At 64.1% G+C, this 26,867-nt stretch carries 26 protein-coding genes and 5 pseudogenes; 16 read left to right on the forward strand and 15 right to left on the reverse strand.

Translation table 11 applies throughout. The annotated features are described in order from the left end of the window. Positions 1-147 precede the first annotated feature (147 nt). The 3 genes and pseudogenes from NFC73_RS06910 to NFC73_RS06920 form a co-directional block, all read left to right on the forward strand. A pseudogene (locus tag NFC73_RS06910) lies at positions 148-788 on the forward strand (transposase); the annotation flags it as partial. 1,209 nt (positions 789-1,997) lie between these two features. Then, positions 1,998-2,618, forward strand: coding sequence for a helix-turn-helix domain-containing protein (locus NFC73_RS06915; RefSeq protein WP_254748782.1), 621 nt, complete (start codon positions 1,998-2,000; stop codon positions 2,616-2,618). Further along, on the forward strand, positions 2,615-2,989 hold the full coding sequence (locus NFC73_RS06920; protein ID WP_254748784.1) for a DUF6036 family nucleotidyltransferase: 375 nt from the start codon (positions 2,615-2,617) through the stop codon (positions 2,987-2,989). Before NFC73_RS06915 ends, NFC73_RS06920 begins: the two co-directional genes overlap by 4 nt. A gap of 108 nt (positions 2,990-3,097) precedes the next feature. Here the strand turns inward: NFC73_RS06920 and NFC73_RS20710 are convergent, their stop codons facing one another. The 3 genes from NFC73_RS20710 to NFC73_RS06935 form a co-directional block, all read right to left on the reverse strand. After that, on the reverse strand, positions 3,098-3,493 hold the full coding sequence (locus NFC73_RS20710; RefSeq protein WP_256548678.1) for a carboxypeptidase-like regulatory domain-containing protein: 396 nt from the start codon (positions 3,491-3,493) through the stop codon (positions 3,098-3,100). A gap of 224 nt (positions 3,494-3,717) precedes the next feature. Further along, on the reverse strand, positions 3,718-5,082 hold the full coding sequence (locus tag NFC73_RS06930; RefSeq protein WP_254748789.1) for an HIRAN domain-containing protein: 1,365 nt from the start codon (positions 5,080-5,082) through the stop codon (positions 3,718-3,720). A 154-nt stretch (positions 5,083-5,236) separates the two neighbouring features. Then, entirely contained in the window at positions 5,237-5,440 is a 204-nt protein-coding gene (locus NFC73_RS06935) for a hypothetical protein (protein WP_056343633.1), read from the reverse strand. A gap of 486 nt (positions 5,441-5,926) precedes the next feature. Between NFC73_RS06935 and NFC73_RS06940 the strand changes: the two genes are divergently transcribed. Next, a complete protein-coding gene (locus tag NFC73_RS06940; protein WP_254748791.1) occupies positions 5,927-6,115 on the forward strand; it encodes a hypothetical protein in 189 nt (62 codons plus the stop codon). A 279-nt stretch (positions 6,116-6,394) separates the two neighbouring features. Further along, complete coding sequence (locus tag NFC73_RS06945) at positions 6,395-6,958, forward strand: CGNR zinc finger domain-containing protein (protein WP_254748793.1); 564 nt, start codon at positions 6,395-6,397, stop codon at positions 6,956-6,958. Between the two features lie 89 nt (positions 6,959-7,047). On the opposite strand, the gene NFC73_RS06950 is transcribed toward NFC73_RS06945, so the two are convergent. Together NFC73_RS06950 and NFC73_RS06955 are read right to left on the reverse strand one after the other, a co-directional pair. After that, positions 7,048-8,283, reverse strand: coding sequence for an MFS transporter (locus tag NFC73_RS06950; RefSeq protein ID WP_254748795.1), 1,236 nt, complete (start codon positions 8,281-8,283; stop codon positions 7,048-7,050). Positions 8,284-8,379: 96 nt separating this feature from the next. After that, on the reverse strand, positions 8,380-8,877 hold the full coding sequence (locus NFC73_RS06955; protein ID WP_254748797.1) for a winged helix-turn-helix transcriptional regulator: 498 nt from the start codon (positions 8,875-8,877) through the stop codon (positions 8,380-8,382). Positions 8,878-9,137: 260 nt separating this feature from the next. Here NFC73_RS06955 and NFC73_RS06960 point away from each other — a divergent pair, with 260 nt between their 5' ends. From NFC73_RS06960 to NFC73_RS06985, 6 genes are all read left to right on the forward strand, one after another. Then, entirely contained in the window at positions 9,138-9,314 is a 177-nt protein-coding gene (locus NFC73_RS06960; protein ID WP_254748799.1) for a hypothetical protein, read from the forward strand. 72 nt (positions 9,315-9,386) lie between these two features. Further along, the gene (locus NFC73_RS06965) at positions 9,387-9,830 is read left to right on the forward strand and encodes a VOC family protein (RefSeq protein WP_254748801.1); all 444 of its coding nucleotides are present in this window, start codon (positions 9,387-9,389) and stop codon (positions 9,828-9,830) included. 8 nt (positions 9,831-9,838) lie between these two features. Further along, positions 9,839-11,260: a dihydrolipoyl dehydrogenase family protein gene (locus tag NFC73_RS06970; protein ID WP_372494595.1), complete on the forward strand. Its 1,422-nt coding sequence runs from the start codon at positions 9,839-9,841 to the stop codon at positions 11,258-11,260. Between the two features lie 226 nt (positions 11,261-11,486). Further along, positions 11,487-11,897, forward strand: coding sequence for a DUF3040 domain-containing protein (locus NFC73_RS06975; protein WP_254748805.1), 411 nt, complete (start codon positions 11,487-11,489; stop codon positions 11,895-11,897). A gap of 144 nt (positions 11,898-12,041) precedes the next feature. After that, entirely contained in the window at positions 12,042-12,596 is a 555-nt protein-coding gene (locus NFC73_RS06980; protein ID WP_254748807.1) for a TetR/AcrR family transcriptional regulator, read from the forward strand. Positions 12,597-12,829: 233 nt separating this feature from the next. Next, positions 12,830-13,300 carry a carboxymuconolactone decarboxylase family protein gene (locus tag NFC73_RS06985; protein WP_254748809.1) on the forward strand — a complete coding sequence of 157 codons (471 nt, stop codon included), beginning with the start codon at positions 12,830-12,832 and terminating at the stop codon, positions 13,298-13,300. A 680-nt stretch (positions 13,301-13,980) separates the two neighbouring features. Here the strand turns inward: NFC73_RS06985 and NFC73_RS06990 are convergent. Then, the gene (locus tag NFC73_RS06990; RefSeq protein ID WP_254748811.1) at positions 13,981-14,415 is read right to left on the reverse strand and encodes a hypothetical protein; all 435 of its coding nucleotides are present in this window, start codon (positions 14,413-14,415) and stop codon (positions 13,981-13,983) included. A gap of 152 nt (positions 14,416-14,567) precedes the next feature. Here NFC73_RS06990 and NFC73_RS20865 point away from each other — a divergent pair, with 152 nt between their 5' ends. Together NFC73_RS20865 and NFC73_RS07000 are read left to right on the forward strand one after the other, a co-directional pair. Further along, positions 14,568-15,236, forward strand: coding sequence for an ArsR/SmtB family transcription factor (locus NFC73_RS20865; RefSeq protein ID WP_141140333.1), 669 nt, complete (start codon positions 14,568-14,570; stop codon positions 15,234-15,236). A 355-nt stretch (positions 15,237-15,591) separates the two neighbouring features. Further along, entirely contained in the window at positions 15,592-15,786 is a 195-nt protein-coding gene (locus NFC73_RS07000; protein ID WP_254748813.1) for a hypothetical protein, read from the forward strand. A gap of 27 nt (positions 15,787-15,813) precedes the next feature. Here NFC73_RS07000 and NFC73_RS07005 read toward each other — a convergent pair. Beyond that, positions 15,814-16,356: pseudogene (locus tag NFC73_RS07005) on the reverse strand (MFS transporter); the annotation flags it as partial. A 310-nt stretch (positions 16,357-16,666) separates the two neighbouring features. Here NFC73_RS07005 and NFC73_RS07010 point away from each other — a divergent pair. Continuing rightward, positions 16,667-17,794, forward strand: coding sequence for an NAD(P)/FAD-dependent oxidoreductase (locus NFC73_RS07010; RefSeq protein WP_254748815.1), 1,128 nt, complete (start codon positions 16,667-16,669; stop codon positions 17,792-17,794). A 1,160-nt stretch (positions 17,795-18,954) separates the two neighbouring features. Here NFC73_RS07010 and NFC73_RS07015 read toward each other — a convergent pair. The 8 genes and pseudogenes from NFC73_RS07015 to NFC73_RS07050 all read right to left on the reverse strand — a co-directional run bounded on the left by NFC73_RS07015 (position 18,955) and on the right by NFC73_RS07050 (position 25,395). Then, a complete protein-coding gene (locus tag NFC73_RS07015; RefSeq protein WP_254748817.1) occupies positions 18,955-19,488 on the reverse strand; it encodes a methyltransferase family protein in 534 nt (177 codons plus the stop codon). 118 nt (positions 19,489-19,606) lie between these two features. Next, on the reverse strand, positions 19,607-20,044 hold the full coding sequence (locus tag NFC73_RS07020; RefSeq protein ID WP_141140326.1) for an ester cyclase: 438 nt from the start codon (positions 20,042-20,044) through the stop codon (positions 19,607-19,609). Between the two features lie 200 nt (positions 20,045-20,244). Next, a pseudogene (locus NFC73_RS07025) lies at positions 20,245-21,475 on the reverse strand (MFS transporter). 69 nt (positions 21,476-21,544) lie between these two features. Next, a complete protein-coding gene (locus NFC73_RS07030) occupies positions 21,545-22,831 on the reverse strand; it encodes an MFS transporter (RefSeq protein WP_254748819.1) in 1,287 nt (428 codons plus the stop codon). After that, positions 22,818-23,495, reverse strand: coding sequence for an ArsR/SmtB family transcription factor (locus tag NFC73_RS07035; RefSeq protein ID WP_254748821.1), 678 nt, complete (start codon positions 23,493-23,495; stop codon positions 22,818-22,820). The genes NFC73_RS07030 and NFC73_RS07035 overlap by 14 nt, the downstream gene beginning before the upstream one ends. 149 nt (positions 23,496-23,644) lie before the next feature. Then, a pseudogene (locus NFC73_RS07040) lies at positions 23,645-24,217 on the reverse strand (DsbA family protein); the annotation flags it as partial. 21 nt (positions 24,218-24,238) lie between these two features. After that, complete coding sequence (locus NFC73_RS07045) at positions 24,239-25,072, reverse strand: cation diffusion facilitator family transporter (RefSeq protein ID WP_254748825.1); 834 nt, start codon at positions 25,070-25,072, stop codon at positions 24,239-24,241. After that, on the reverse strand, positions 25,069-25,395 hold the full coding sequence (locus NFC73_RS07050) for an ArsR/SmtB family transcription factor (RefSeq protein ID WP_254748827.1): 327 nt from the start codon (positions 25,393-25,395) through the stop codon (positions 25,069-25,071). The genes NFC73_RS07045 and NFC73_RS07050 overlap by 4 nt, the downstream gene beginning before the upstream one ends. A gap of 65 nt (positions 25,396-25,460) precedes the next feature. Here NFC73_RS07050 and NFC73_RS07055 point away from each other — a divergent pair. Both NFC73_RS07055 and NFC73_RS07060 read left to right on the forward strand, forming a co-directional pair. Beyond that, positions 25,461-25,692 (forward strand): annotated as a pseudogene (locus NFC73_RS07055) (YnfA family protein); the annotation flags it as partial. Positions 25,693-25,725: 33 nt separating this feature from the next. Next, the gene (locus tag NFC73_RS07060; protein ID WP_141140320.1) at positions 25,726-26,037 is read left to right on the forward strand and encodes a hypothetical protein; all 312 of its coding nucleotides are present in this window, start codon (positions 25,726-25,728) and stop codon (positions 26,035-26,037) included. Positions 26,038-26,867: the final 830 nt, after the last annotated feature.

The raw sequence follows: 26,867 nt of genomic DNA on the forward strand, positions 1-26,867 counted from the left end.
CCATTAAGGTGGATCGTTCACGATGACCGACTGTCAAATTCAAGACGCTGGCGTTATTGTCGGCCCTCATGAACCGTCGTTCGCTGGATCCCTGCCCAAGCCCGTGAGCCGAAGAGCGGGCATACCACGACGGCGGTTTTGTCCTTCGTGCATGAACAATTAGCGGCCGGGCCTTTCTTCGTCTGCACGCCCCAGCCTCTCCCCGCTGAGTTCCGTCATGACGTGGTCGCGGTTGCGCGCAAGCACGAAGCTCCGCGGTCGCAGATCGCTAAAGACTTAGGGATCTCCGAAGCAACCCTTCAAAACTGGCTGAAGAAGGCCGGCATCGAGAACGGCGTCCGTCCCGGAGCGACGGAGAAGGAAGCCACCGAGCTCAGAAATGCCAGGAAGCGCGGCCGGCTGCTGAAGCAGGAGAATGGGATCCTGCGCCGGGCGGCGGCGTTTTTCGCCCCGGAGTTGCCCCCAAAATGAAGTTCCTGCTGGTCCTTGACCTTGCCGCAGATGATACTCCCGTCGCGGTGGCCTGTTGGGTGCTGGGTTTCTCCAAACAGGCCTTCTACTCATGGAAGGCAGCGCCGGTCACGGAGTGCGGCTGGACTGATGCGCACCTGATCAACGCCGCGGTGGACGTCCACCGGGACGATCCGGCGTTCGGGTACCGGTTCATTGCCGACGAGCTCGAACACCAGGGTTTCAGCGCCGGAGAAATCCGGGTGGCCCGGCTGTGCAGCAGCCAGCGGATCTGGTCTGTGTTTGCCAAGAAGCGCGGCCTGACCCGCAAAACCGGCCTCTCCGGAAAATTGTCCAGACACGTGATCTGGAATGCCTCTGAGCTGCGACAACACTGCGGAAGTAGGTGGTCTCCAGTCCCACACACCATCGATCCCAGTCACGCGAGCCGTTCCAGCCAGCGCAACCGCCCTCAGGCACCTTCGCCGCGGACACGGCCGGCTTCCCCGGTCTCCCCCGCAGTTCATGTCAGGATCATCGACGCAGAGCGTGGATACGTGTCATCAGAAACGGACGACCAGCGGAAAAGACTGACGAGATGGCCAGTTGGGCAGCCGATCAAACGGTCACGAGGCGAGCGGCACTGATTCCTCGTCCAGGTCATGTCGAATGGAACGTCCGCGCGCACGAACTGGTGCCAACCGAAAGTTCCAGGATTGGGACGAAACTGCAAGGTAAATAAAGGCCCGTGGACACGGTGTGGACAGTGTCCACACGCCTTTGGCCGGACAAACGGCCACATTCCCGCTCCTCCATACTCCAAGATGGAGCGAAAAGCGGAAGGTTCTCAAGAAACACTCATCCAGGTCATGTCATCAGCGCAACGGGCAGACATGAAAAGGTGACAGGCCAGCTACGGCCGCCACATCAACCGGAAGGAGACACAAATGCCCCCCACACCCCAGCAAACGGAGGGCCTACTTGCCAGTGTCCTGACCCCGCCACCCACATAATTTCATAGCGCCCGCAGCGCCAGACGCAATCCGCAGCCGGCCTCAAAGGGCCCCGCGGAAGGAGAATGTGCACACATCAGAAGCAAAAAACGCCTCTGACGTGGGAAAACGTACCCGAGGTGGGACTCGAGCTGCATTCCCTCCCCTGCAATCATTGGGAACTCCCGAAAACAAAGGCAATCCGAGCCAGTCCCGCCGATGTAAGACCCGATCCGAAGACCAACTGTGGACATGGTCCCGACACCAATTTCCGTCGCTTCAAAGCTTTCAGAGGCTCCACTCGGCCTGAACCCACGGCCGCATGGCGCGCCCGCAGGCATTAGCTCCTGCGTACAAGACCAGGTCGGCATGGAATATCTCCATGCCTACACCACCTCCATTTGCCAATCTCATGATCCGCTCGGCGGAGACTCACCTGGCCGATCAATTGCGTCCACGGGATCCTGGCATCCCCATCGGATCCACCTAGCCACGGACGCCCCTCGTATGCACATGTCACCATTCGGTGACATACTGGACAGTGGAAGGGATGCCATGACACTGGAGAGCACCATCGAGACCCCCGCAGCGGCTGGCGCCATCATCCGCGCCCGCCGCACGGCCAAGGGGCTGTCACAACAGACCCTTGCCAACATGGCCGGGGTGTCACGGAAGTTTCTCATCGATCTGGAATCCGGTCATGACCGTGCCGAACTAGGCAAAACGCTAGCCGTCATGTCCGCCCTCGGCCTGTCCTTGGCCGCCACCGATCCCATCCCCCGTGGCTGCGACTTCGACCCGGCACGCCGCGACTACGCGACAACTTTCACGCGCCTCATCGCCGAGCGGGACTTTGAGTTCGCAATCAAAATGCTCGCCGACTACGCCACCGCATCCCTCACCGCCGGCACCCCTCTGCTCCAGCGCAGCCCCCGCCTCAAAGACCCGCACTGGTCAGCGGCCCTCGCGGGAATCACCAACTACACCGCACGCCGGCTCGGCCAAGCAGCACCAACCTGGACGCGACGGATCAAGCCCCTCGACGCGGCCTGGATGCCGGCAGAGTCCTACCGCACCATCGGCGAACCCATGAAACAACTCACTCGCGCCGAGACGCCCCCGGAACTCGCCGCTTTGAACGTCTTCATGCGCGAACGCAGCCTGGCCACCGCGTGACCGAAGGAGAACTCACCGCCGAACAAATCCGCGCCCTCCTCCATGAACTCGGCAGGCGCCTACAGGCCGCCGGAGCTCACGGCGACGTCAAGCTGGTAGGCGGTGCGGCCCTCATCCTCCAGGTCGTCGGCAACCGCCCCACCGCAGACATCGACGCCAGCTACGCCGACCCACACACTATCCACCCCGTCGTCGCCGACATGGCCGCAGACTACGACTTCGCGCCCGGCTGGCTCAACACCAACGCCGCAGCCTTCGTCCCCGACAACGCCACCCCTGCGTCGACTCAATATCACCAACGCCGCCGACGCCGCCGACCTCCCCTACGACAAGTACGGCGAACACTCCATCCCTCTCGTGGGCTCTCCTAACAGGCGACGCGGGCCTACGCTCGCCACGCCGCCACAGCAACGACGATGCATGTGATCGCTCGTGGCTTTGAGTGACCGCGATATCTGCCAGCCCTGCGCCGATCATGCTTAGCGAATCCCGCTGTCGACAACCAGCGTGACGTGAACGGGCGTGTCTGAGATGACCACCAGCTTGGTAGCCGTCGATGCGTAACCGCCGATGTTGGTTGCTCTCAGCACGTAGTGACCGTCAGGCAGCGTCAGGTGGAAGGCCCCGGTGCTATCGGTTTGTGTTGAGCCCCGTTCGGCATCCCCGTCCATGGCCACAACCGCCGCCCCTGACACGGGGCGCGGTGGACACTCCTGACCAACACGTTCGACCGGACAGACCGGGCCGGTCAGGACGAAACCGGTAACAACCCCGGAATGCCCCGTGACCGGACTGCCTGGACTGGTGCACGCGCACAACCACAAGACTGCGGCCAGTAAGGCCCAGATGGAATGCTTCACTTCACTCACCAACATTCCAGCACGACGTCACGATCCTCGGCCGCCGTTGGCTGACGGCGGCGGTCCGTTGCCCTGGACTGGACAGCGTGGCCGACAGGCGGCTCAACAATTGATGCATAAGACCGAGTATCCACCCTCCGTAGCCGGGACGGTGCCGCTTCCCGCAGGCTCGTACAACCCGCTCTCCTCAGCTGACGACACCCACTAGGTCGGTGCCCGACAGTTTCGCAGAGTATCGCCTAAATGGCGTAAGCGGGTGGGACGTCGTACTCTGTGGCCATTGGGAGGAGCCTTGGGGCGGGGTGCGGCCCGTCGGATAGCCAGTCGTTGCTGATCTCGGTGGCCTTGGCGGCGTACAGAACAAGCTGGGCCGCGAGTGCTGAGCCGGTGATTTTTGCGTAAGCGAGAGCGGTTTCCCCGACAGCCTCGGTGTGCTCGAGAAGCGGCAACAGATGTGCAGAAGTGACGCTCCTGAGCTCACCGACGCGTTCGCCGTCGAGCCGCACTTCGACATATGGACGCTCGACACCGTTCTTCAGAATGCGGATCGCCCTGTGGAGACTGACTAGCAGGAGGCAGACCCCTTCTGGTGGAACGTGGCTGAAAAGGATGTCGAAATGGTCCTCTTCCTTAAGGACTTGAATCGCCGACCCCCAGGGTACAAGGGTGTTGACGCCGGTGGGGGCCTCGTTGAGCGGCGCGATCAGCTCCGGCTCAGGCAGTGCGACGTTGACCCGGGCCTCGAGCCGCTCACCGCTGTCGTAAGCCCAGATGCGGGACGTCGTGGCCGCAGCGAGCCCACTGGCAATTACTCTCCTGATAGGTTGCGCGTAGCGGATCGCGTCTTCACGACTGAGATAGCCCAGGACTTGATCCCGCCAACGAACGCTGATGGCATTCACGTCATACGGGTTATACGGCTCGGCCACGAGTTCCACCTGTACGCCTTCGACTTCACTGTCGCTCCCCACAGCGATCGGCGCTTTACTGGCGCGGAGCACGGCTTTGATCGCCCGGCTGTACACGTGCTCGCCCACGACTTCGACGTTCGGCCATTCCGACCGGCCGAGCGACACGCGGTAAAGCTGACCCCTTGGAGAAATGTGCCGGGTGCCTGGAGAAATTTCTGCCTGATCATCCAAAGTGATCCGCTCCGGGGCCGCGTGATTCGCCGGTGTCTCAAGCTGGACATCAGGAACAGAGATTCCTCCCGCGGCGCGGCCTGGACTCCCCGACCAGGTCGCGTCCTCCAACGCCTGCCGATCGCGGCGCCGCTTCCGCAACAGGAACACCAGCCCGACGATCCCCGCGCCCAGCACGAAGCCTATCGGCGAGGATACCGTCACAATCAGCACCAACATCCCGAACAAGGTCCACTGGGCAATCGTCCCGGTCTTGTCTAGCGCCGGCACCCCGCGGCCGCCGCCCGTCAGCTTAGCCGGGCTCTGACCGACACGTTCCAGAACGTTGGCCGCCTGTCCCAAAGTCAGGTGCATCAGTCTTGGGCGCTTGCCCGTCGCCCGTGCGACGGCCGCGCGAACGAAGTTACGCTGACACTGGCCTTCCGCGGAAACATGCGGAATCCGGCCCGATCCGACCCACATACGGCCCAGTCCGCGACCGTGTTCCCCCGCTAAGGGAACACGATCTTCTTTGCGGTGGAGAGAGCGGACTACGGACGGGTTCGCCCAGTCCTAAGTTGTGGGTCGCCGCCTGCAAGGGCTGAGCATGCACTGGCCGGGAGGCGTACTTCAGCGGCTAACCCGCAGGCGCCACGACGTCCTCCAGCACCGACCTGTCGAAAAAACGGACCTCGCCTGTCGCTTCGAAGAACACCGGCACCACTGATGTGCTCGGGTCCTTGGCCGTCTCGTAGATTTCGGGCCCGCTTCCGTGCTTCCGGGCAACCGTTCCAACAATCTCAGTACCGCGAACCCGGACGGTTCGATATTTGTAGCTCATGTTGACCCCTTCGTCGACTATGGCAAACCCTACCCCTGAGACGAATGTCCAGAACCCTGCGGAGCGTCCGTGGCATTCGGCGCGCTCCATAGCGGGCACCGCCGGAACACGCTGGATGCCGGGAATACCTAGCCGAGTTCGTGGCCGGCCGGGCCCTCGCAGAAGGGGCTTGGTGCCTCGCAGTTAACGGCTGAAGGCCCCGCGGCGCCTGGCGTCGGGACCCCTCAGAAATCCATCACAGGGAACCTGTCCCTGTCTTCCTCCACAGGTTATTCCTACGACAGTAGCGCACCAAACACCGATCGAACTGGTCCTCCAGCACAGGATCAGCCCCGAGCGTCTGGCACCCTACATCCGCGAGACACCAGGCCTGCAAGAGGCGATCCGGCTCTACAGGTGGAACATCGATCTGTCCGGCGCCGCCCATGAAGCCCTGCACGTTTTCGAAGTCGTTCTGCACAACGCCTTGGACCAGCAGCCTTGCATATGGAACACCTCCCAGCCGGATCCTTCTACCGGCCGTCTGCCTTCATCGGACTGGCTCATCGACCCAGCGCCCTGCTGCTCCGCATCGCCCGCCGCGACATCCCCGACGCCAAGCGTCGTGCACTCAAATCGACCCCGTTCAGGCAGAAGCGGGAGTCCGTGGTTCCACGGCTGCTGGCAGGCATGTGACCTTTCTTTGGCGGCTGCGTCGCTGGCTGTTCAATCTGGTTGTGCTCGTGGTCTGGGAGGGACATCACGGCCCCGTTCGGTGGGCGGGATCGGGTTTCGCGGAAGCATTTTCTTCTCCATGCCGGATGGCTGGAGGCTTCCGCGATGGTCCGGGATGAACGAAGGCGGTGTGTGTTTGTTGAGGGATGGGCTTGCAATGGCCGCGAATCCCTAGATCCGTTACTAGTTAAGCGGGTGATGATCTTTGCATTCAGAATCGTCACCTGTCAAACTGGTGATATGAAGCATTCTTTTGTGTGCGGCAATCCGGCCCTCGACTTCGCCGCTACGGTGCGCTCGCGGCTCGAAGTGCCGCTGGAGATGTTCGACTCTCCTGAGAGCCTGGATTCGTGGTTCCGTGAATCAGGGATCATCGACGGGGACACCAAATTTCAACCGGCCGACCTTGACCAGGCCCTCGTGATCCGAGAGGCTATCTACTCCCTCGTTCACGCCAAAGTAGACGGGAATGTCTACGACGGCGACGCCCTCTCCATCGTGAACGCCGCAGCCCGCACACCGTCTGCCATCCCGCAGCTCACGCCAAACGGGCGAGTGACCGAAGCAACCCCGATAGAGGCGCTGTCAACTGTGGCACGACATGCCATCGAGGTCCTCAGCGGATCCGAGGTGCCGCTGCTCAAGGAGTGCGCGAACCACGAGTGCACGCGGGTCTACATCGATCGGTCCCGGGGAGCGCGTCGGGAATGGTGCGCCATGGACCCCTGCGGCAACAAGATGAAAGCGGCCGCGTACCGTGCCCGGAAAAGAGAAGGGAAGCTGGTCTCTGCAGCCAGCAAATAGCCGCCCCGCTTCAGCGTTCCCCTATCCCGGTAATGACGTCGAGGGTGATTTCCCCGTCGACGACATCGTGTCCAGGTTCCCCGGAACTTTCACGCTTGGGCGCGGCGGCTGATCCGGAGCTGCGCCACAAGGCTGATCAGTGCGAGGACGACGGTCGCGGCTCCATACGCGACAACCGTCGGTATGAGACCAAGCGGACCGGCCAGCTGGCCGGCGATGATGACTGGCAGGCCGAAGGCGACATAGGCAACAACGTATATTGCGGCGACGATTCCCGCTCTCTGCTGTGGCCCGGCCAGCGGCATGATCAGGCGCAGTGATCCGGAAAAGGCTGCGCCGAAGCCGATGCCCGTGATGACCAGGCCGGCGATCATGAGTGCGAGGCTTCCGGCGAGCACGCCGGTCACGACGCCGATCGTCCCAGCGATGGAAGCGTAGATGCCAACGGTCATTCCGCGCCGGGGGCTAAGCAGTCCGAAGGCGACAGCCGCGACAGCAGCAGTCGCCGGCGAAATGAAACCGCTGAGGCCGTTGACCAGGCCGCTGTTTAAGTGGAAGGCACTGCGCACGATCGTTGGCGCGAGTCCGAGGGAAAGACCCGCAAGCATCCAGATTGCGGCTATCACGGGGGCGGCCGCGACGAATTCCCTTCTGGCGGCTGGCGGAACAGAGACGCGCGGGATCAGGGAACGTATGGCTCCGGGCGCGCGGGTCACACTCTCGGGCGAGAGCGCGGCGACGACGATTCCCAGGACGGTCACGATCGTGAGGACGGCGAAGATGACCGTGTTCGCCTCGGCCGTGAACTGGATGGCGAACCCCGCAAGCAATGCGCCGACGGCGAGTCCGGCGGTCATGCCGACGCTGCCAAGAAAGCTGCCCAATCTCTTTCGGGTCGGGGGAGCGAGTTCGGCAAGAGCAGCCGTGAATGCACTGGTGGCAGCCCCGGTGGCGAGGCCCTGCACGACGCGGGCCGCGATCACCCACGCGATGTCGGGTGCTACGAGGAACATCAGAGTCGCTACGAGTTGAACGAGGAGCGCTCCGATCAGCACGGGCCGCCGGCCCACATGGTCGGAGAGCGAACCAACGGTCAGCATGGCAGCAAGGAAGCCGATCGCGTACACGGCGAACGCCAGGGTCAGGACCGCTGCCGGAAAATGCCACTGCTGTTGGTAGAAAGCGAGCAGTGGCGTAGGCGCACCCGCCGCCAGGTACAGGCTGATGAAGGTGACCGCGTTTCCCGCGAAAGCCAACCCGGCAGGGATCCTGGAACGACCGCCGGCGGCCGGTGTACGAGTTTCGAGTGACGTACTAGCTGACATTGAAAGGCTTCTGTTCCGCCGGCCAACGATCCTCCGGCAACGTAGTTGGTTTGTTTGTTGAGGTCCCGCGCCAGGCGGCACTGTGCCGCTGATTGATCAGGCGTGCCCCTGCTCGATCCAGTTGCCGTTTGCGGCAATTTCGAGATCATCGATCTCGAGCTGCGCCTCGGATCGGGCGTGCGGTCCGATCACGACCGGAATGTCCGTGCCGCGCTTCACGAGCCGCAACGGGCCGCCGTCGTCGGGCTGCAAGTGCCGGTCGCCCCACTGCATCAGTGCGAATACCGCCGGCATGAGATCTGCACCTTTCGGCGTCAGCACGTATTCATAGCGCTTCCGCTTGCCCTCTTCCTGGTACGGACGCTTTTCGAAGAGGCCAATCTCCGTCAGATGCTTGAGCCGGGCCGAAACTATGGCATCGGTCCCTCTTGTCCGTCGCACGAAGTCGTCAAAACGGGTGGTGCCGTAGAGCGCCTCCCGCAGGATGAGCATCGATGACCGAGTCCCGATGATGTCCATCGTCATGGCGATGGAGCAATTCTCCACGCGCCAGGCGCCCCGATCCTCCAGTGCGCCATTGAGCTTGACTGACACCGATCCCACCTACCTGACTTTCACTTGTAGTAGTTAGAGCGTAGGAGCTGACTACTAAAACGTCAAGCTAGGGGCTCTGGCACCTCTTCCGTAAAGTAACCGCCTTGACAGGTGACGATGAGGCATGTCAGTATCGTTACCAGTTGAACAGGTGACGCAGAAGTGGTTGCCGCATTCTTCAGCACTTCCCCCAGGATCCCTGTCCCTCCCCCGGCGGCGGGATCCCACAGATCGTCAATACCCACTGAGAAGGAACCACAATGGCGCACTCCACCACCGAGATACTGACGGACGCTCTTAAGCAGGCCGCGGCTGCTCACGGCATACACGAAGCCGAAGTCCTGGGCGGCGTACACGACACCGAATGGCCGCAGTGGTACGCGGAGCACATGACGCGGACTCTGGCCGCGGCGGGGCACCGGCTCACCGCTGGCTAAGACCGCCAAGACTGGCTCTGGCACGGCCAGGCGCCTAGAAAAGACCCCCCAAAAGAAAGAAGGACTATCACCATGGATTTGAAGCTTGAAGTACTGTTCGTTCCAGTCTCCGACGTCGACCGGGCCAAGGCCTTCTACGAATCGCTCGGATTCCGCGTCGATATCGACTACATCGCCAGCGAAGACTTCCGGGTGGCGCAGCTGACCCCTCCCGGTTCGGAAGCATCCATCATGATCGGCAAGAGCATCACCGGCGCTGCACCAGGGTCACTCCAGAATCAGCTTTTCGCCGTGACGGACGTCCTCGCGACCCGCGCCGATCTTGCTGAAAAGGGTGTCGACGTCTCCGAGGTATTCCACTACGCGGACGGATTCATCTTCCACTTGGACAACCAGTACCGCGTTGCGGGCCCGCATCCGGAACGCGCCGACTACCAGTCATTTGCCTCCTTCAGCGATCCGGACGGCAACAGCTGGCTCCTTCAGGAAATCAACGTCCGGGCGCCCGGACGTTGAGCACCCACATCGGATCAGCAGAATATGACCTGATCGTGCTCGGCGGCGGCGCCGTCGGAGAGAACATCGCCGATCGTGCCGTCCAAGGCGGCCTGACCGCCGTGATTGTCGAAAATGAGCTCGTCGGTGGCGAGTGCTCCTACTGGGCATGCATGCCCTCAAAGGCGCTGTTACGCTCCGTCCAGGTGTTGCGGGCAGCCCGGCAGGTTCCCGGGGCCGCGCAGGCCGTGACGGGTGAACTCGACGTGCACGCTGTTCTGGCACGCCGGGACTCATTCGCCAGCAACTGGTCCGACAGTGGGCAGGTTAAGTGGCTCGAAAGCGCTGGCATAGCCCTATTGCGCGGTCAGGGCCGGCTGACAGGGTCCAAGGAGGTCACCGTCACGGGCACGGACGGTTCGACGACGGTGCTCACCGCACGTCATGCCGTCTCGGTTGCCACGGGATCAGATGCGCTCCTGCCCGACATTGACGGACTCACTGATGTCCGGCCATGGACGAGCCGGGAGGCAACCAGCATCAAGACTGTTCCTGAAAGCCTTGCGATAATCGGCGGCGGCGTTGTTGCCACCGAGATGGCGACAGCTTTTGCAGCCTTTGGCACGGTGGTAACCCTGATCTCCCGCAGCGGGCTTCTCTCGGGCATGGAGCCGTTCGCCGGTGAGCTCGTAGCGGAAGCCCTCCGCGCCCAAGGTGTCACCGTGATCCTCGAGACGAAAACCACGCGCGTCACCCGGGACGAAAGCGGCGTGATCGTCGAGACCGGGGACGGCAGGACCATCTCCGCCCAGGAGGTGCTCGTCGCGACCGGTCGCACACCCCGCACTGGGGACATAGGCCTCGATTCGATCGGGCTCAAGCCCGGGGCGTGGATCGAGACTGACGACACCATGCTGGTTCCGGGATTCGACTGGCTCTATGCTGCCGGGGACGTGACGAACCGGGCCCTGCTCACGCACCAGGGCAAATACCAGGCCCGGGCAGCCGGCGACGTCATCGCAGCCCGCGCGGCCGGAACAGCAGTTTCGGACGCGCCGTGGGGAACCCATGTGGCGACGGCCAACCACGAGGCGGTGCCACAGGTCACGTTCACTGACCCCGAGATCGCCTCCGTGGGACTCACCGCCGCGGCGGCGCGTCGGCGCGGCTACTCCGTCCGTGTTGTCGACTACGAGATTGGGCACGTCGCTGGCGCCAGTGTGCGGGCCGACGGCTATACCGGCACTGCCCGGATGGTCGTTGACGAAGAGCGACAAGTAGTACTTGGCGTGACCTTCGTCGGCCCGGACGTGAGCGAACTGCTGCAGGCCGCGACCATCGCGGTCGTCTCAGAAGTACCGCTCGACCGATTGTGGCATGCCGTCCCGGCCTATCCCACCGTCAACGAGGTCTGGCTGCGACTCCTCGAAACATACGGGCGCCCCCAGTAAGGGGTTTATCCCGGCAGGGACGGTGCTACTCCGCCGGAAGGCGGACCGGGCACCGTCCCCGCAATTCGACGCCCCAAACCTTTGGCAGCCGGGGATCTCCGGACTGCGCCTCTGCCCCACTACTTCCCGACCACAGCGATAGGCAATTTCCAATGGCTCAAAGTCCGCATAGAGTCCACGTCAAATCCGGCGAGACTCGCAAAACCCCCTTAGCCGGGAGGCGTTGATGGCCCTCACGGAGCACGAAAGGAATTCGCTGGAGCAACTCGAGAAGCAGTTCAGAGGCGAAGACCCGCAATTTGCCACGGCGATGGAACCGGAAAGAGCCCGTAGCCGCTCCGCCCTCCATGTCGTCATCGGGGCAGCCACTGCCGTTGCTGGATTTCTGCTCGTGCTGCTGGGTGCAGCACTGCCGGGCGTCGTTCCGAACATCGTCGTCGGTGTCCTCGGTTTTGCCACCATGATCGCCGGCGGGCATTTCGCCGTGAAGGGCACGGTCGGAAGCAGGGGAGAAGGACCTGCGCCCGCCGCTCAGCACGCGGGTCCGGTCGGAAACAAAGAAGAGAAGAACGAACGACGTTCCTTCCGGGACGGCGTCGGCGATATGGCCTTGTGGAGCCTGATTTGGTGGGTGTAAAGCTGAAGAGGCGACACTATGCGATGCCATTGCGGGGATGAGGAGGACCGGTTGCACGTCCAAGGTGACGGGGTCACGTTGACTTCCCGATCGGGCCGCAAGACCGGGAAGGTCGGTGGGCCCACGACGGAAACTCGGCGTTCGGTGCTTCTGGCCACCGCCGATCTCATAGACCGCCTCAGCTATCCGTCGGTGACCATCGATGCCGTGGCGCGCGCATCCGGCGTCAGCAAGTCAACGATCTATCGGCATTGGCCCTCCCGACAGGCCCTCATCTTCGAGGCCTACACCTATAAGACCAACAAGCTCACCATTGTGCCGGACACGGGGAACGCGATCGAGGACCTTCGGACATACCTGATGAAGCTGGCCTACTGCCTGAACTTCGCCGGCGCTGCCTCCACCGTCTCGGGGTTGATCGTCGACGCGATCAACGACGACGAATTTGCCCAGTTGTATCGGGGAACCCTGTTGCAGGAACGCCGGAAATCGTTATTGGTCATCCTCGTCAAAGGCCAGCGCCGCGGACAGATCAGGAAGGAAGCGGACCTCGGAACCGCGATTGATGCGATCTACGGCGCAGTCCATCACCGCCTGCTCGTCAGCGGGCAGCGCATTGATGAGCCCTTCGTTGCTGCGCTGACCGACCTTGCACTACGCGGAATCTCCACTGCACACGCTCAGAGCCGGGCGAAATAGCCTGCGAGTTTTCCTCTCTTTCGGCCAAACGCCCGATCGAAAGGAGTTCCGCACCGCAACACCTAAAACCCCTTGCGACTTGCTCTGGTCACGCCCCTGGGCATGAATGCAGGTGGCACGCCACCGGCAACTTCGTCCCACTTCTTTGGCTCTGGTCACATGACTTCGCAGACTGGAAGAACAGCTGAGGAAGCCCCTCACCGGACTTACACAAGAACAGGATTGAAAAGTCTATGTCTGTCATGACCCCTATCAACATCAACGTATCCAAGGAACACGCCGAGTTGTACAAGATGGCGATTGCGCTATCCGCACAGGCCGATGCTGCCGCCAGCGACGCCGGCCTGCCGGCATTGCTAATCGAACTGATAAAGATCAGGACCTCGCAGATCAACGGCTGCGCCTTCTGCCTGCGCCTCCACACGGGAGACGCCATCAAGAAGGGCGAGACCATTGAACGTCTCGCGGTCCTGTCGGCATGGCGGGAGACGTCCTACTTCACGGAACAGGAACAGGCCGCGCTGAGCCTCAGCGAGTACGTCACCGGCATAGCCGATTCGCATGCGAACCGGCCCCTCTACGACGAAGCCGCCGAGTTCCTCACCCCTCAGCAGGTCTCAGCGGTCACCTGGATGACGGTCGGCATCAACACCTTCAACCGAATCGCCCTCACCAGTTCCTACCCAGTAGCACCCAAGGAATGACCGACGTCATGAGACCGCGTGGTCACCAGCGGCGCTGAAAGTCGCGCCGGAGTCGCAGGCCCGGTCCGCCCCATCACCTCCGTGGACGCTCCAGAAGGCCCAGAAACGCGAGGGCAAAACGGCACTGCAGTCGGCGCACCGAGCTGAGTGATCCTCTCCCCAGTTCAGGCAGTCGGCATCCGCGCCGCGATGTTCGTGGACTTCGACAACGTCTACACGGGCGTGATGGCAGTGGACCCGGCGGCCCGCCAAGAGATTCGCTGAGGACCCAAAGGAGATCCAAAACTACCCCAGCTCCCACCGGCCGGAGGGTCGGGTCTAGGCGCCAGGCACTGGCCGCACTCATCAGCCCATCACTCACGACGCGCCCCGCCCCCACCTAGAACTGACAGAGCGCACACCACGCCAAGAGCCCACGATGGCAAAATTAGATGCTACGACAATGCCGGATGGCACGAACGTCCGAGGTTAGCTACCTGATCGTGGGTGGCATGAGATGGAAGACCTGCCATGTCCAGAAATTCTGGACCTAGAGCCCCGCGTACCGCCTGGCCCGGCTCAGTGACCAAATGGTCGCACATGGAATGCTTGCGCCGTGCAGCACTGACAGGAACAAGGCCAGGTCAGGTTTCCGTCGTTGTCGTAGCCGCTGGAGGTTGATTCAGTCGGTTGTGTGAGTGTCAGTGGTGTGTGGTAGTGGGGCTTCGCATTCCGCTGTAGGCTGCCACGACCCCTACCAGGAAGATGAGGACGGCGAGGTAGATCAGGCCGAGGTGCCCAAGCGTGGCAAGACCCCATGGGTAGTGCGCGGGGAGGGCCACGGCGAGCCCGACGACCGGAACGATAACGGCTGTGACGAAGGCCCACCATTCTCCGCGGCGCACCCCGTACCAGGACAGGCCTGCAACGGCCAGCCCGGTCGCGGCAATGAAGCCGCTGACCGCGATGTGCAGATGACTGATGTAGTGATACAGCTGCGGGCTGAACGCCTCGATCTCCGCTTTCCCCTTGTCCACTTGATCGGGGCCGATGCCGAGTTCGAGGAAGGCGTCCGTGAAGTTGAGTACCAGGAAGATGACGGCGTAACCGACGAAGGCCAGCCCAGCCAGCGTCATGAGAGCGGCACCTGTCCGAAGGCGGGACTGTTGCCCTTGGGGAGTTTGGATGGTGGACACGGCCACCACCCCCTTTCTTATTCAAGTAGGTACTTGAATAAGAATCCCCCAACGGTAATCTTGTCAAGAGAACTCTTGAATAGGAGACACGAGTGGCCGACCAGCAGGACAAGGAGGCCCTCTTCGATGCCCTCGTCGAAGCTGCCAAGGCCTTGGGGAACGGCAGGAGGGCGGAGCTGATCGATATCCTTGGGCAGGGCGAGCGGTCCGTTGAGGAGCTGGCCGTAGAGATCCACCAGACTGTGGCCAACACATCCCAGCACCTGCAGCGTCTGCTGCGAGCCGGCCTCGTCTGCTCCCGACGCTCCGGGACACGGATCTACTACTCCCTTGCCGGCACGGCGGTCGAGCGACTGTGGCGGGCACTTCGGGAGACAGCCGAAGCGCACGCCCGCGAGCTGGGCGATCTCGTCCGTGCCTATGTCGGCGATCGCGCCGACCTGAGCACGATCACGCGCGACGAACTGCGGCTGCGGCTGCGGCAGGGCGACGTCGTTGTGCTGGACGTGCGGCCGGCGCAAGAGTATAAGGCCGGACATATCCCGGGTGCGCTTTCCATGCCCTTCTCGGACGTTAAGTCTCGGCTGCACGAGGTTTCCCAAGGGAGCCAAATTGTCGCCTACTGCCGCGGACCTTACTGCCTGTATGCGGACGAGGCCGTGCGGCTTCTCACGGACGAAGGGCACCTCGCCACAAGACTGGAGGAGGGCTTCCCGGAGTGGAAGGCGGCAGGGCTGCCGATAGAACAGTCGGACTCATGAGCGGCGTCCATCCAAGACTGCGAACTGGCGAGAGTCCTCCTGGTGGTGGATTAATGCCAGCTCGTGCGGGCTGATCGCAGCGAATTCGTGGATTCCCGACGGTTTGCCCTGCGAATGCCTGTGCCGCCTCAACCGCACAGCAGGTGCTCACCGGTCGCTTAATCGTTTGAGGCACGGGAGCACTTCACCCAAGCCTGCTGGCAGGCCAACGAAGCCATCGTTGCCTCCCGCTCGGACCTCTTCTACAGCTTCACCGGGGCGGCGAGAAAGTCGTCCGGATGATCATGGTCGATCATCCGCCTCCGGATCCCGGCGACGAGGTCCGGAGGCGGCAGAAGGGCTAGCGATCGACTTCATGGAAGTCACTGAAGGGCGCCGCCGACAGAGGCTCGGCACCCGGGCCATCGACCTGCTTCGCCAACAGCATCCCGGCCGGACGGTGTTCGCCCGTCCGCCCGGAGGCGAAGACGCGTTCTGGCAGTCCCTGGGCTGGGAACACGTGCGCCACGCCCAGAACAGGGACTATCCCCCGCTGTTACTGAAGCGCTGACCAACGACCGGGCAGTCCGAGCGGGGCTTATTGCTTCCTGAGGGAGGATGTGCCTGTCTCAGGTGCATGGGTTTGTGGTCGATGCGGCATTCGTACGGCAACGATGATGCCAGATATTCCGGTAAGGGCGGCAACGACCCCCACGGCGGCGGTTAGGCCGTAAGCATCGGCGACAATCCCTGAGATCAGGGCACCTGCGGCGAACCCGCTGTCGCGCCAAAACCGATAGGTGCCGACGGATCCGGCCCGCCAGTTGGGTGGGCGACATCAACGATCGCGGCGAGAAGTGTTGGGTAGACCATGGCGGTGCCGACCCCGAGCAGCACAGCTGCAGCAAGCCAGATCCCGAAGTCCTGCCCGACGGCGACCATAGCCAATGCGCCGCATGGACAAGCATCCCGCTGACGATCAGGGGTTTGCGCCCGATCCGGTCAGAAAGGGCGCCGGTGACGAGCTGCCGGCTCCCCAGACCGCGAGGTAAGCGGCTGCGAGGATGCCGATCTTCTCAACCGTCAGGCCTGCCGCGGCGAACAGTACTGGGAACAGGCCCCAAGCGAGCCCGTCATTTTGTCCGGTCATCGGATACGCCGATGACGTCATCGTTGTGGCCCAGGCCTTCCGCTCGACCATCGGCAAAGCGGGCATCGGACCACTGGACCAGCACTGGCCCGGAACACCCGCCCGCCTCAAACTGATGTCTCTGCCGACGAACGCGTGCGTCTATTTCTACCGTTGCACCGCCTGCGGTGCGACCAGCAAACCCCCGGCCCTGTGAGTGTTGTGTCTTCTGCTCCTAGGGCGGCACCCGGTGCCCACCGGCTCGACGGGCATCACCCATCGGGCATGGACGCAAGGTCGTCCAAAGCGCAAGATGAGGTGTATGACAACAACCGTCATGGTCCTCGGCGCCGGCTTCGGAGGTTTGGAACTCGCGAGCACACTGTCGGAGCGCCTTGCCGGCGAGGTCGACGTCACCCTCGTCGACCAGCACGACGCCTTCGTGTTCGGCTTCTCCAAGCTGGAGGTCCTCTTCGGGCACCAGAACGCGGAACAGGTGCGGATCCTCTACAGCGAGATCCGCACGCCGGGCGTGGAATTCCGCCAGGAGCGGGTGCTCGCGATCGACCCGAGGACGCGGCACGTCGTCACCGATGCTGCGGTTTACGATCCCGACTTCGTCGTCGTCGCCCTCGGTGCCGACTACGACTTCGCCGCGACACCCGGCTTCGCCGAAGGAGGGTTCGAGTACTACACGGTCGCAGGCGCCGAGCGGCTGCGCGACGAACTGGCGGCGTTCCGCGGCGGCCGGGTGATGCTTGCCGTGCTCTCCATCCCTTTCAAATGCCCGCCCGCGCCATACGAGGCGATCCTGCTGCTCCACGACCGGCTCGTCGCCCGCGGCATCCGCGAGGGCAGCAACCTTCACTTGGTCAGTCCGCAGCCGTCGCCCATCCCGGTCTCACCCCAGGCATCCGCCGCGCTGGAACGCGCGATGGCCGAGCGTGGGATCGGGTACACGAAACGCCACCGGATCCACGGGATCGACCCGGACGCGCGGGTCGCGCAGTTCAAGGACCACGACGAGCCGTACGACTTGTTCATTGGCATCCCGACCCACAGGGTGCCCGACGTGCTCGTCGAGGCGGGTCTGGCGCGGGACGGCTGGGTCGCGGTCGACCCCGTGACGCTGCAAACGCCGTACGCCGGGGTGTATGCGATCGGCGACTGCGCCGAGACCGGGATCCCGAAGGCCGGCACCTTCGCCGAGAGCGCGGCCCACGTCGTCGCGGACGGCATCGTTCGCAGCATCCGAGGCGCCGGCGGACTTGCATCCGGGGGCACCGGGCTCTGCTACCTGGAGTTCGGCCACGGCGACGTCGGTCGCGTCGACGTCGATTTCCACGCTGACGGCGGGCCGACCGCGCCGCTCCTGGGGCCGTCGCCGGCGTACGCCGATGAGAAGGCGGAGTTCGGCGCGGTGCGACGCGCCCGCTGGTTCGGGGCCTGACGCGCCTCGCACGTTCGGGCGACGGGCGTTGGCTAATCACGTTCCGGCTCATCTGGGGACGCGGTCATCAATTCCGCCCCGGCCATCTCCGAAACCGCCGCTGCGTTCGCACGCAGTCCACTTATTGCCGTCGATCAGCGGATTGAACCGAGCCACAGACTCCATCAGAGCCGCCGCCTTCATCGCCAACTGCGGATGTGTTTCCACACCCAGCACCGTGCCCTTCTGCTTGGGTCGTTAGGCGGCGCCTCCACCGGGGGTTCCGTTGCGCGGATTTCGAAGGCGAAGCGGAACTCATCAGTGATGTCCCGTGCGTGTGATGTGTTTAACGATGTATTCGGCGTTCTTGCCGACACCCCCAACGAGGTGGGATGTGATGGAGGACTGGTGTGGTGTGCCGACGGCGTAGAGTCCTGGTTCGCTGGTAAGTCCCTGAGGTGTGTGAGGTGGCCGGCGTGGTCGAAGACGGGCAGTTTGATGAATCGGTAGTCGGGAGCGAACCCGGTACACCACACCACCGCGTCCACGTTGACGGTCCTTCCGTCTTCGGTTACCGGAAGTCGTTCCGCGAGCCGGTGATATTCGGTATCCGGGTGATGCCAGCTGCTTCCAGTGCGCCGGGGCAGATTCTGCCGACTGGTTCCGCTCCGCCCTTCAGGGCGCCTTGGGACAGTTCAGAGCCTGCCCTGCCCAGTAGTCGCAGGAGCGGGTAGGTCCACCTGCCCAGCGCCGGCAAATAGCCAACGTCGCGGCCGGCGAGATACACCCAGCGATGGTGCCCAGCGTCACCTGGATTGGCAAGATCAAGGGCAATTTCGGCTCCTGTCAGCCATTGCGTCCTTTGTCGGCCTGTCTGCCCGTGGCGCCGGGAACTTGAGGCCGGGCAGGTGGCTGAATCCGGCGGGCGTGAACAGTTGCAGCGAATCCCAGCGGTACCGCCAACTGTCGCCGGATGTCGCGGTTTGCATCCACAATGATGAAGTCACGGCCACGTCCGCCCAAATGGAAGGCCGTGGCCAAGCCGGCTTGGCCGCCGCCGATGACGACGGTTTCGACACCTGTTCTGGAATCGGCTTCTCCCCTTGGGGTTTGCAGCGGTGCGGCAATGCCTATCTTAGGTTGTCGCCAGCGGCCCTGGATCGGTCGCTGGGTGAGGAGTTTCAGCTGTTCGAATCGAACGGGCTCTGTGCCCGGAATGGGGATCCGAGGTAGCGGGGAACGCTGTCGGAGTATTCGAGGTAGGCGCGGCCGAAGAGCTCGGCAAGCGTGGCCTCTTCATCCAGGACAGCGCGGTGCTCGACCAGCAGTTCGGCAGGAAAGGTCGCGAGGACCCAGGATGAGCCAGCCAAGGTTCCCGCTCCGAGTTGGATGAGCCACCATCCGATGTACATCGGGTGGCGGGTGATGGTGTAGGGGCCGGTGGTGACCAGGTCCTCCGGCCGCTCCAGCGCGAACGCGCCAGTAGTGCGGTGCCGCCGTTCAGCCAGAGCCCAAATATTCAGGCCGACGCCGGCGAGCAGCAGTCCCGCCCCCGCGGTCCGGTGGAGGGCGCGGGGACCGGGAAGCGGCACCGGACGGAGCCTGGCGAGGAGGATGTCCAGGACAATCGCGGCGACAACAGGGAGCGGCAGCGGGAGGTTCTCGTAGGCCTCTTTCACCCGCCGGATCAGGGAACCTCCGGTCAATGCCGTCACCTTACCTCTCCATTGACGTCCGGGTGGGGCGGGTCGCCCCGACCGGGCAGGCGGACCTGCCGGTCGTCGTCGTTGCATCCTTGAACTTAACGCGGCCGCGGGCTCCCGTCCCGCGGGTTCAGGACTTGGAAAGGGATTCGGGAAGCAGCCCGAGTTGTCCGAGGAACTCCATCTGGTCGAAGTAGAAGTGGTGGCTTGTGATCAGGCCATCTTCGACATGGGCGACATCGCAGCTCCTGACCCGGATGCTCTTTCCCGTGGGAGGCAGGCTTTCACCGGACGGCATGAGCAGCGGCCCGGTGTTGGTTCCGACGACAAAGCCCTCATCGATCGCCACATTTCCGGCTTCGTACCTGTCGGCGTACTCGTAGGTGATGTCCGGGAACGATTCCCCGAACTGCGACAGGTAGTTGCTGATGGCTTCGGGCCCAACGAGTTTGCCCTCCTCGGGCGTGAAGGCCACCGCATCAGCTGAGTAACACGCTGCCTGTGTCTGTTTGTCCCTCGCCGTCACGGCTGCGGTTAAGCGGTCCATTGCCTCGCGTGCTTGTCCCATTTTTAGACCTCCGTCTTTGGCGGCCTCACGGAAAGGTCAGGCCGCTCCGTGGCTTGGCTTCTGTTAATACAGGCGCCGATTCAAGTACACGCCGGGCGGGGTGGGGTGTCAACAGCCCTGTTTGGGGCACCGTTTGTGCTGGATTTTCGAGGGGGTTAACACGGTCGTGGATGAAGTATCGGCCGGTCAGGAGCCGGTCGTCACCGTGGCAGGTGGTCGGTGCTGCGCATCCGCAAGGCCACGACGATGCCGGAGGCCCCGGTGAGAAGTGCGACTGTGGTGACGGCGGCCGGTATGCCCAGGGTGTCGGCGATGATTCCGGAGATCAGGGCCCCGACGGCGAATCCGCCGTCGCGCCACAGACGGTAGATACCCACTGACCGGGCAGGCCATTGGGGATGGGCGACGTCTCCAATAGCGGCCAGAAGAGTTGGGTAGACCATGGCGGTACCGGCGCCCAGCAGGACCGCCCCGGCCGGCCAGACCCCGAAGCCCTGCCCGGCAGCGATCATGGCTAGGGCCCGCGGCCTGGACCAGCATGCCGCCGGTGATCAGACGTTTGCGAGCCCGATCCGGTCCGAGAGTGCGCCGGTGAGGAGCTGCCCGGCTCCCCAGACGGCCGGGTACGCGGCGGCGAGGATGCCGATGCTGTCGACGGCCAGCCCGGCAGCGGCGAAGAGGACGGGGGAAAGGCCCCAGGCCAGGCCGTCGTTGAGGTTATTGACCATGCCTGCCTGGCAGACCGACGACAGTGACCTGTCACGGAAACTGGTGAGGATGAACACGTCGCGGCTGGTCAGCTGGGCGTGGTTGCCGGCGTTGGCGGGAACGTGGGATGCTGCCTCGAGTCTGGCGTAGACGCGTGTTTCGCGGATCGTGAGGACGGACAGGCCCAGGCCGACGGCGATGAACGCGGCGCCGAGCAGGAACGGTCCGGGCCTGAGCCCCTGCTGTGCGGCGATGTAGCCGGTGGCCAGGGCTGTGCCGGCGACGCCGAGGTAGCCGGCGGCTTCGTTCAGACCCATGGCCAGGCCGCGCCGTTGGGGACCGACGAGGTCCATCTTCATCATCACGGTGGCGGACCACGTCATGCCCTGGCTGATGCCGAGCACCACGTTGGCCCCAACAATCCACCCCCAGGACGGGCCGAAGATCAGCATGAACGGAAGGGGAATGGCGATGAGCCAGCCGGCCACGAGGACCGGTTTACGGCCGTACGTGTCGGCCAGGGCACCTGCGGCGTAGTTCGTGCCGGCCTTCGCCACACCGAACGCCAGGATGTAGGTCAGCGCCGCCGTGTGAAGGTCAAGGTGGAACACCTGCCCGGCGAGCAGCGGCAGCACCGTGCGCTCCTGGCCCAGGGTCCCGCCGACCAGAAGCGTTTACCGCGACGAGGAGCGCGAATTGGGCCAGGTTCTGCCGCAAACCCAGCCGTACCCCGGATCCGCGACCGTGATTGCCGGTGGCTTCATGGCAGTGAGGATGTTTGTGGCTGCGGGATCAGGCAGCCGCCAGCGTCCCGGACCGGGTTCGGGCCCAGAAGATGACGGGAATCAGCAGCAGCGCCAGGACCCCGCCGGCGATCGAGAGCACCGCATAGCTGGTTTGGGCCACGACGAGCCCGGACATCGCGCCGCCGCCGGCACCGGCTACGGCGATGAGGACATCGACGGCTCCCTGGGTGCGGGCACGGTGTGCGGGGACGGTGGCGTCCACGACCAGTGCGGTTCCGGAGATGAGGCCCATGTTCCAGCCCAGCCCCAGCAGGGCCAGAGCCACGATCAGCAGCCCGAGATTGTCCGCAGGTGCCGTGGCTGCGGTGAGGCCTGCCGCGAGCAGGGTCAGGCCGGAGGCGATGGCCATCGGGGTGCGGCCGATGCGGTCCACGAGGACGCCGGTGAACAGGGAAGGCAGATACATCGAGCCGATGTGGATTCCGATGATGAGGCCGACTTCGGAGAGGTGGTGGCCGTGGGCGCGCATGTGGACCGGTGTCATGGTCATAATGGCGACCATAGCGATCTGGGTAAGGACCATGACCGCGGCCCCCACGTAGACCCCGGTGCCCGACCGGACCGGTGCGGGCGGCGTGTCGGAGGTTCCCGGTGAAGGTGTGGCAATCTCGAGTTCCCGGGCGAGCAGGAACGGGTCCGGCCGGAGCAGGACGAACAGCACGGCCCCGGCGGAGGCGTATGCGGCGGCTGCGAGCAGGAACGGGCCGGCGAGAGCGGGAATGCCGAGGCTTTCGGCGAACCGGCCCAGCACATCGACCAGGTTCGGGCCGAGGACCGCGCCGAGGGTGGTGAAGACCATGGCGATGCTGACGGCCGTGCCCCGGCGGGACGCCGGAGCCAGATCGGTGCCGGCGTAGCGTGCCTGCAGGTTCGTCGCGGTGCCCGCCCCGTAGATGAACAAGGACAGAAACAGCAGCGGGATGCTGTCCAGGACAGCCGCTGCGACGACGCCGAGCGCCCCGAGGGCCCCGGCGGCGAAGCCCAGGCCCAGACCGGTCCGGCGACCCAGGCGCTGCGTGACGGCGCCGACCAGGAAGGCCGCCAGTGCGGAACCGAGGGTGAACAGGGCCGCGGGAAGACCGGCGGCGGCGTTCCCGCCGAGCATGTCCTGGGCCAGCAAAGCCCCGACGGTGACGCCGGCGGCAAGGCCTGCCCCGCCCAGGACCTGGCTGGCAGCGACCACCGTCAGGGTCCGGCGGTGCAGGACTTCCTGAACGGCTGCGTCGGCGCGGATTCTCTCCCCGAGCAGCAGCATCGGCTCACGCGGTGGCATCGAGATCCACCTGGTGTGTGGCCCGCCATTCGATGACGCCTTCGTCCATGGCCATCGCCGGGATGCCTCGGGCGGACAACCACGCCGCGGCGTCCCGGGCGAGTTTGCAGAACTCGCCACGGCAGTACACCACGACGGGATTCCCTGACAGGATCTCACCGTAGCGTTCCGCCAGCTCCTCCAGCGGGATCGAGACCGCGCCCGGGAAGTGGGCTGTGTCGTACTCGGACCGGGGCCGGACATCGATAACGGTCATCTCGGAGGTGACAGCTGCCGGATCGATCGTGCTGGCCGGCTCCGAGCCGCGGGGAGAGAGGTAGGACGCAAGTGCCTCCCGCAGGGCCGCGGAACGCAGCATGCCCACACGCTTGATGGCCAGATACATCGCCGCGACGTCATCGCCGGCGAGCCGATACAGGATGCTGGTCCGCACCCGCCGGGTATCCACCAGGCCCGCCTGCTTCAGCTGCTGCAGGTGGGCCGAGACGGTCGTCACCCCCATCCCCAGCTTTGCCGCGAGTTCTTCGACTGGATGCTCGCCCTGAGCGAGCAATTCGATCAGCTCCAGCCGCTTGCCGTTGGACATCGCCTTCGCCACCCTGGCGAGCTGATCGAAGACTTCCAGCTTCTCCCCATCCGCCGAGCTCTTATTCCATGACTCCATGGAATAAGAGAATACGGTATCGTCAGCGTTTTAGGGAGCCTTTTCGGTTAGGGGATGGCGGTCGCGTTCCTCTAGTCTTCGCGGGACCGGCTTCCGCACCGGGGAACCGGGGAACCGGGGAACCGGGGAACCGGGGAACCGGGGCGAGGTTATCGTGCAGCGTCGTCGAGCAGGTTGCGGAACTGTTCTTCACTGTTCAGGGTGAGCTTTTCCCCATTGAGGAAGAAGGTGGGGGTTCCGGTCACGCCGAGGGCTTTCTCGTCTGCAATGTCCTGGCGGATCCGTTCCTTGGTTGCTTCGGCCGCGACATCCGTGTCGTAACGGGCCAGGTCCAGGCCGAGTTCTTCGGCGTAGGTCCTGAACAGTGGGGCTTGGGAGTCCTGCCGTTCACCCCAGTGCGGCTGGGTTTCGAAAAGCCTGGCGGTCATCTGCTCGTACTTGCCCTGCAGGGCTGCGGCTTCCACGGCCAGGGCCGCGGTTCCGGAATTGGCGTGTCCGGGCAGCGGGAAGTACCGGTGGATGAACGTGATCCGGTCCCCGTACTCCTTCTCTAGTTCCTGGACCAGGGGTTCGGCGGCGCGGCAGGATTCGCATTCGAAGTCCAGGAACTCCACCAGCTGGGCCTTCTCCGACCAGGGGGCCGTGACGCGGTGGCTGTCTTCCCTGACCAGCTGCGCATCCGTTGCTGCCGCGGGCGCGGCGGGTGCGGGCCTGTTCACGGTGAACGGTTGTCGAGACGGCACTCAACGATTCACCGGTTTCGTCCCGAGAGTCAAGGTCACCGACGCAGGCTTGGCATCGGACTGGCACCCGCCGCAGCAGGCACCTTCCTGCTCAGGATCAGCAAGAGCTCCCGGTGCTGCCGCGATGGTAACGGTGGTTGTGGGTGCGCAGCAGTCATCGTCTTCTTCGCCATGCCCACGCCCATGGCCGTGGGTGTCGTCGGTGTGCGGGAGGGCGCAGCAGGCTTCTCCGCGCCAGGCGTTGATGCCCTCCCGGACGGCGATACCGGCGATGATCAGTGCGGCGCCGGCATCAGCCCACCACCAGCCCAGCGTGCTGTTCAGGACCAGGCCGAGCAGCAGGACCGCAGAAAGGTAGGTACACAGCAGCGTCTGTTTGGAATCTGCCACTGCCGTCCGGGATCCAAGTTCCCGTCCGGCCCGGCGCTGGGCCCAGGACAACACCGGCATGATCGCCAGACTCAGCGCAGCGATCACGATGCCGGGGGTGGAGTGCCGGGCTTCTTCCCCGCCCGTCAAAGCCCGCACAGCATCGAAGATCACGAACGCGGCGAGGGCGAAGAACGAGACGGCGATGATCCGCAGGGTCAGGTGCTCACGGCGTTCCGGGTCCTTCGCGGAGAACTGCCACGACAACGCCACGGCGGAGGCAACCTCGATGACAGAGTCCAGGCCGAATCCGATCAGCGCTGAGGAATCGGCAACGTTGCCGGCCCAGAGCGCCACTACGGCTTCGATGAGGTTGTAGGTAATGGTCGCGGCCGCGAACAGCCGGATCCGCCTGTTCAGCACGGCCCGGCGTTCCGACGTGGGCGCCTGCGTCAGCGCCGTCATGCGAAGCACTCCCCGTCCGGGGCGCAGCAGGCAGGGTCCACAGCCCGGACAACCCCCAGCAGGTCTTTGATCGCATGACCCAGCCGGGCGTCCGAGAGCTCGTACCGGGTCCGCCGCCCGTCTGGGACGGCCACGACCAGGCCGCAGCCACGCAGGCATGTCAGGTGGTTGGACATGCTCTGCCGGGACACGCCCAGGATGTCGGCCAGATCAGCGGGGTATGCAGCGGCGTCGGAGAGGGCCAGAAGTATCCTGGCGCGGGTCGGGTCCGAGACCGCGTACCCGAACCGGGCCAGCACCGGTGCCTGCGTGAGCGTTTCCATGGCACAAAAGTACATTCCTCGATGTATTCACGCAAACCTGTACCGGGGACTGCCATGATGGATTTGTGACTATCGCGAAGACAATCCTGCTGTTCACGCTGGCCGCGGCTGCCGAAATCGGCGGGGCGTGGCTGGTCTGGCACTCAGTCAGGGAAGGCCGCCAAATGGTGGTGGGCAGGACTGGGCGTGATCGCGCTGGGCATCTACGGCTTCGTCGCGACGCTGCAGCCGGACGCGCACTTCGGCCGGATCCTCGCCGCTTATGGCGGAGTGTTTGTCGCCGGCTCACTGGTGTTCGCCCCGCGGGATATTGGCTGAAAGACTGAGCACATGGACTACGAGCTGCGGATCATCGCGGACTGCCCCAACAGCGCCGCTGCCCTGGACCTTTTCGTCCAGGTCCTGGCAGCCGAGGGCGTCGAGGGCGACGTTGTGGTTGTCGAGCTGGGCAGCGAGGAACAAGCCCAGACTCTGGGCTTCCACGGCTCACCGTCTTTCATTGCCTCGGGGATGGATCTGTTCCCATCTTCGGCAGCACCAGCCCTGACCTGCAGGCTCTATCGGCATGCCGGCGGTTTGGCTGGCCTGCCGTCACCGGAGGATCTCAAGGCGGCCGTTCAGCGAGTATCGGTCCGGCCATGACGGTCGCGTCAATCACGCCTTCCAACAATTGCTGGTCCTCCGGGATGCACGTGCTCCGAGCACATGTCAGCACGCCGCCGAATGAAAGTAACGGACCCTTTTCCGCAGAGCGGGCACACCGCCTGCTGTATCGGCCAATGCACTAGCGAACCGAAGTGCCGGGCCGGACCTCCCCGTGGGAGAGCCTGCCTCGTTGGTGAATCCGCGCACAGCTAAGAAAACGCGCGAGCTTCGTCCACGCTTCACCGGAATCTGTACACACGCCGGACCTCAAATCCCCCTGAGCTGCGACAACACTGCGCCCCCCACGAGTGTCGGTCCCACACGCCGGCATCCGTTGTGGGCTCCGGGGTCTCCCCTGCGCCCGGGATCCCTGCAGGTCATGCACCCAGGGATGGCCGGACGCATGAACTGCTATCAGCCACAAAGTCTGCGGAACGGGATCACGATGTAAGCCGAACAGTCGCCCGCCAACTCATAGTGCGCACAACGTGCACACGGCTTTGGCCGGACAAACACGCGATGATCGCACGCTGGGAGCCCGAAGGAAGCCGCCTTCCGACGAAGATTTTGGAAGCCAGATTGCCTTGGTCATGTCGTCAGCACAACCCATCGCCATGAATGAGTGATGGCCAACCACGACCATCAGAACAACCCAGAAAGTGAGGACAAGTAGCCCTGTACCCTGCAGGCGGAGGGGCCAACAGCCAGGATCCTGAACCCGCCACCCACACAACTTCGCAGGCCGCCGCAGCGCCAGGCACAGACCGCGGCCACAGTCAGAGGGACCCGCGGAGGGTCAAGGTACACACGTTAAAGCAAAACCTCCT

The sequence above is a fragment of the Pseudarthrobacter humi genome (assembly GCF_024294965.1).
Classification (GTDB): Bacteria; Actinomycetota; Actinomycetes; order Actinomycetales; family Micrococcaceae; genus Arthrobacter; species Arthrobacter humi.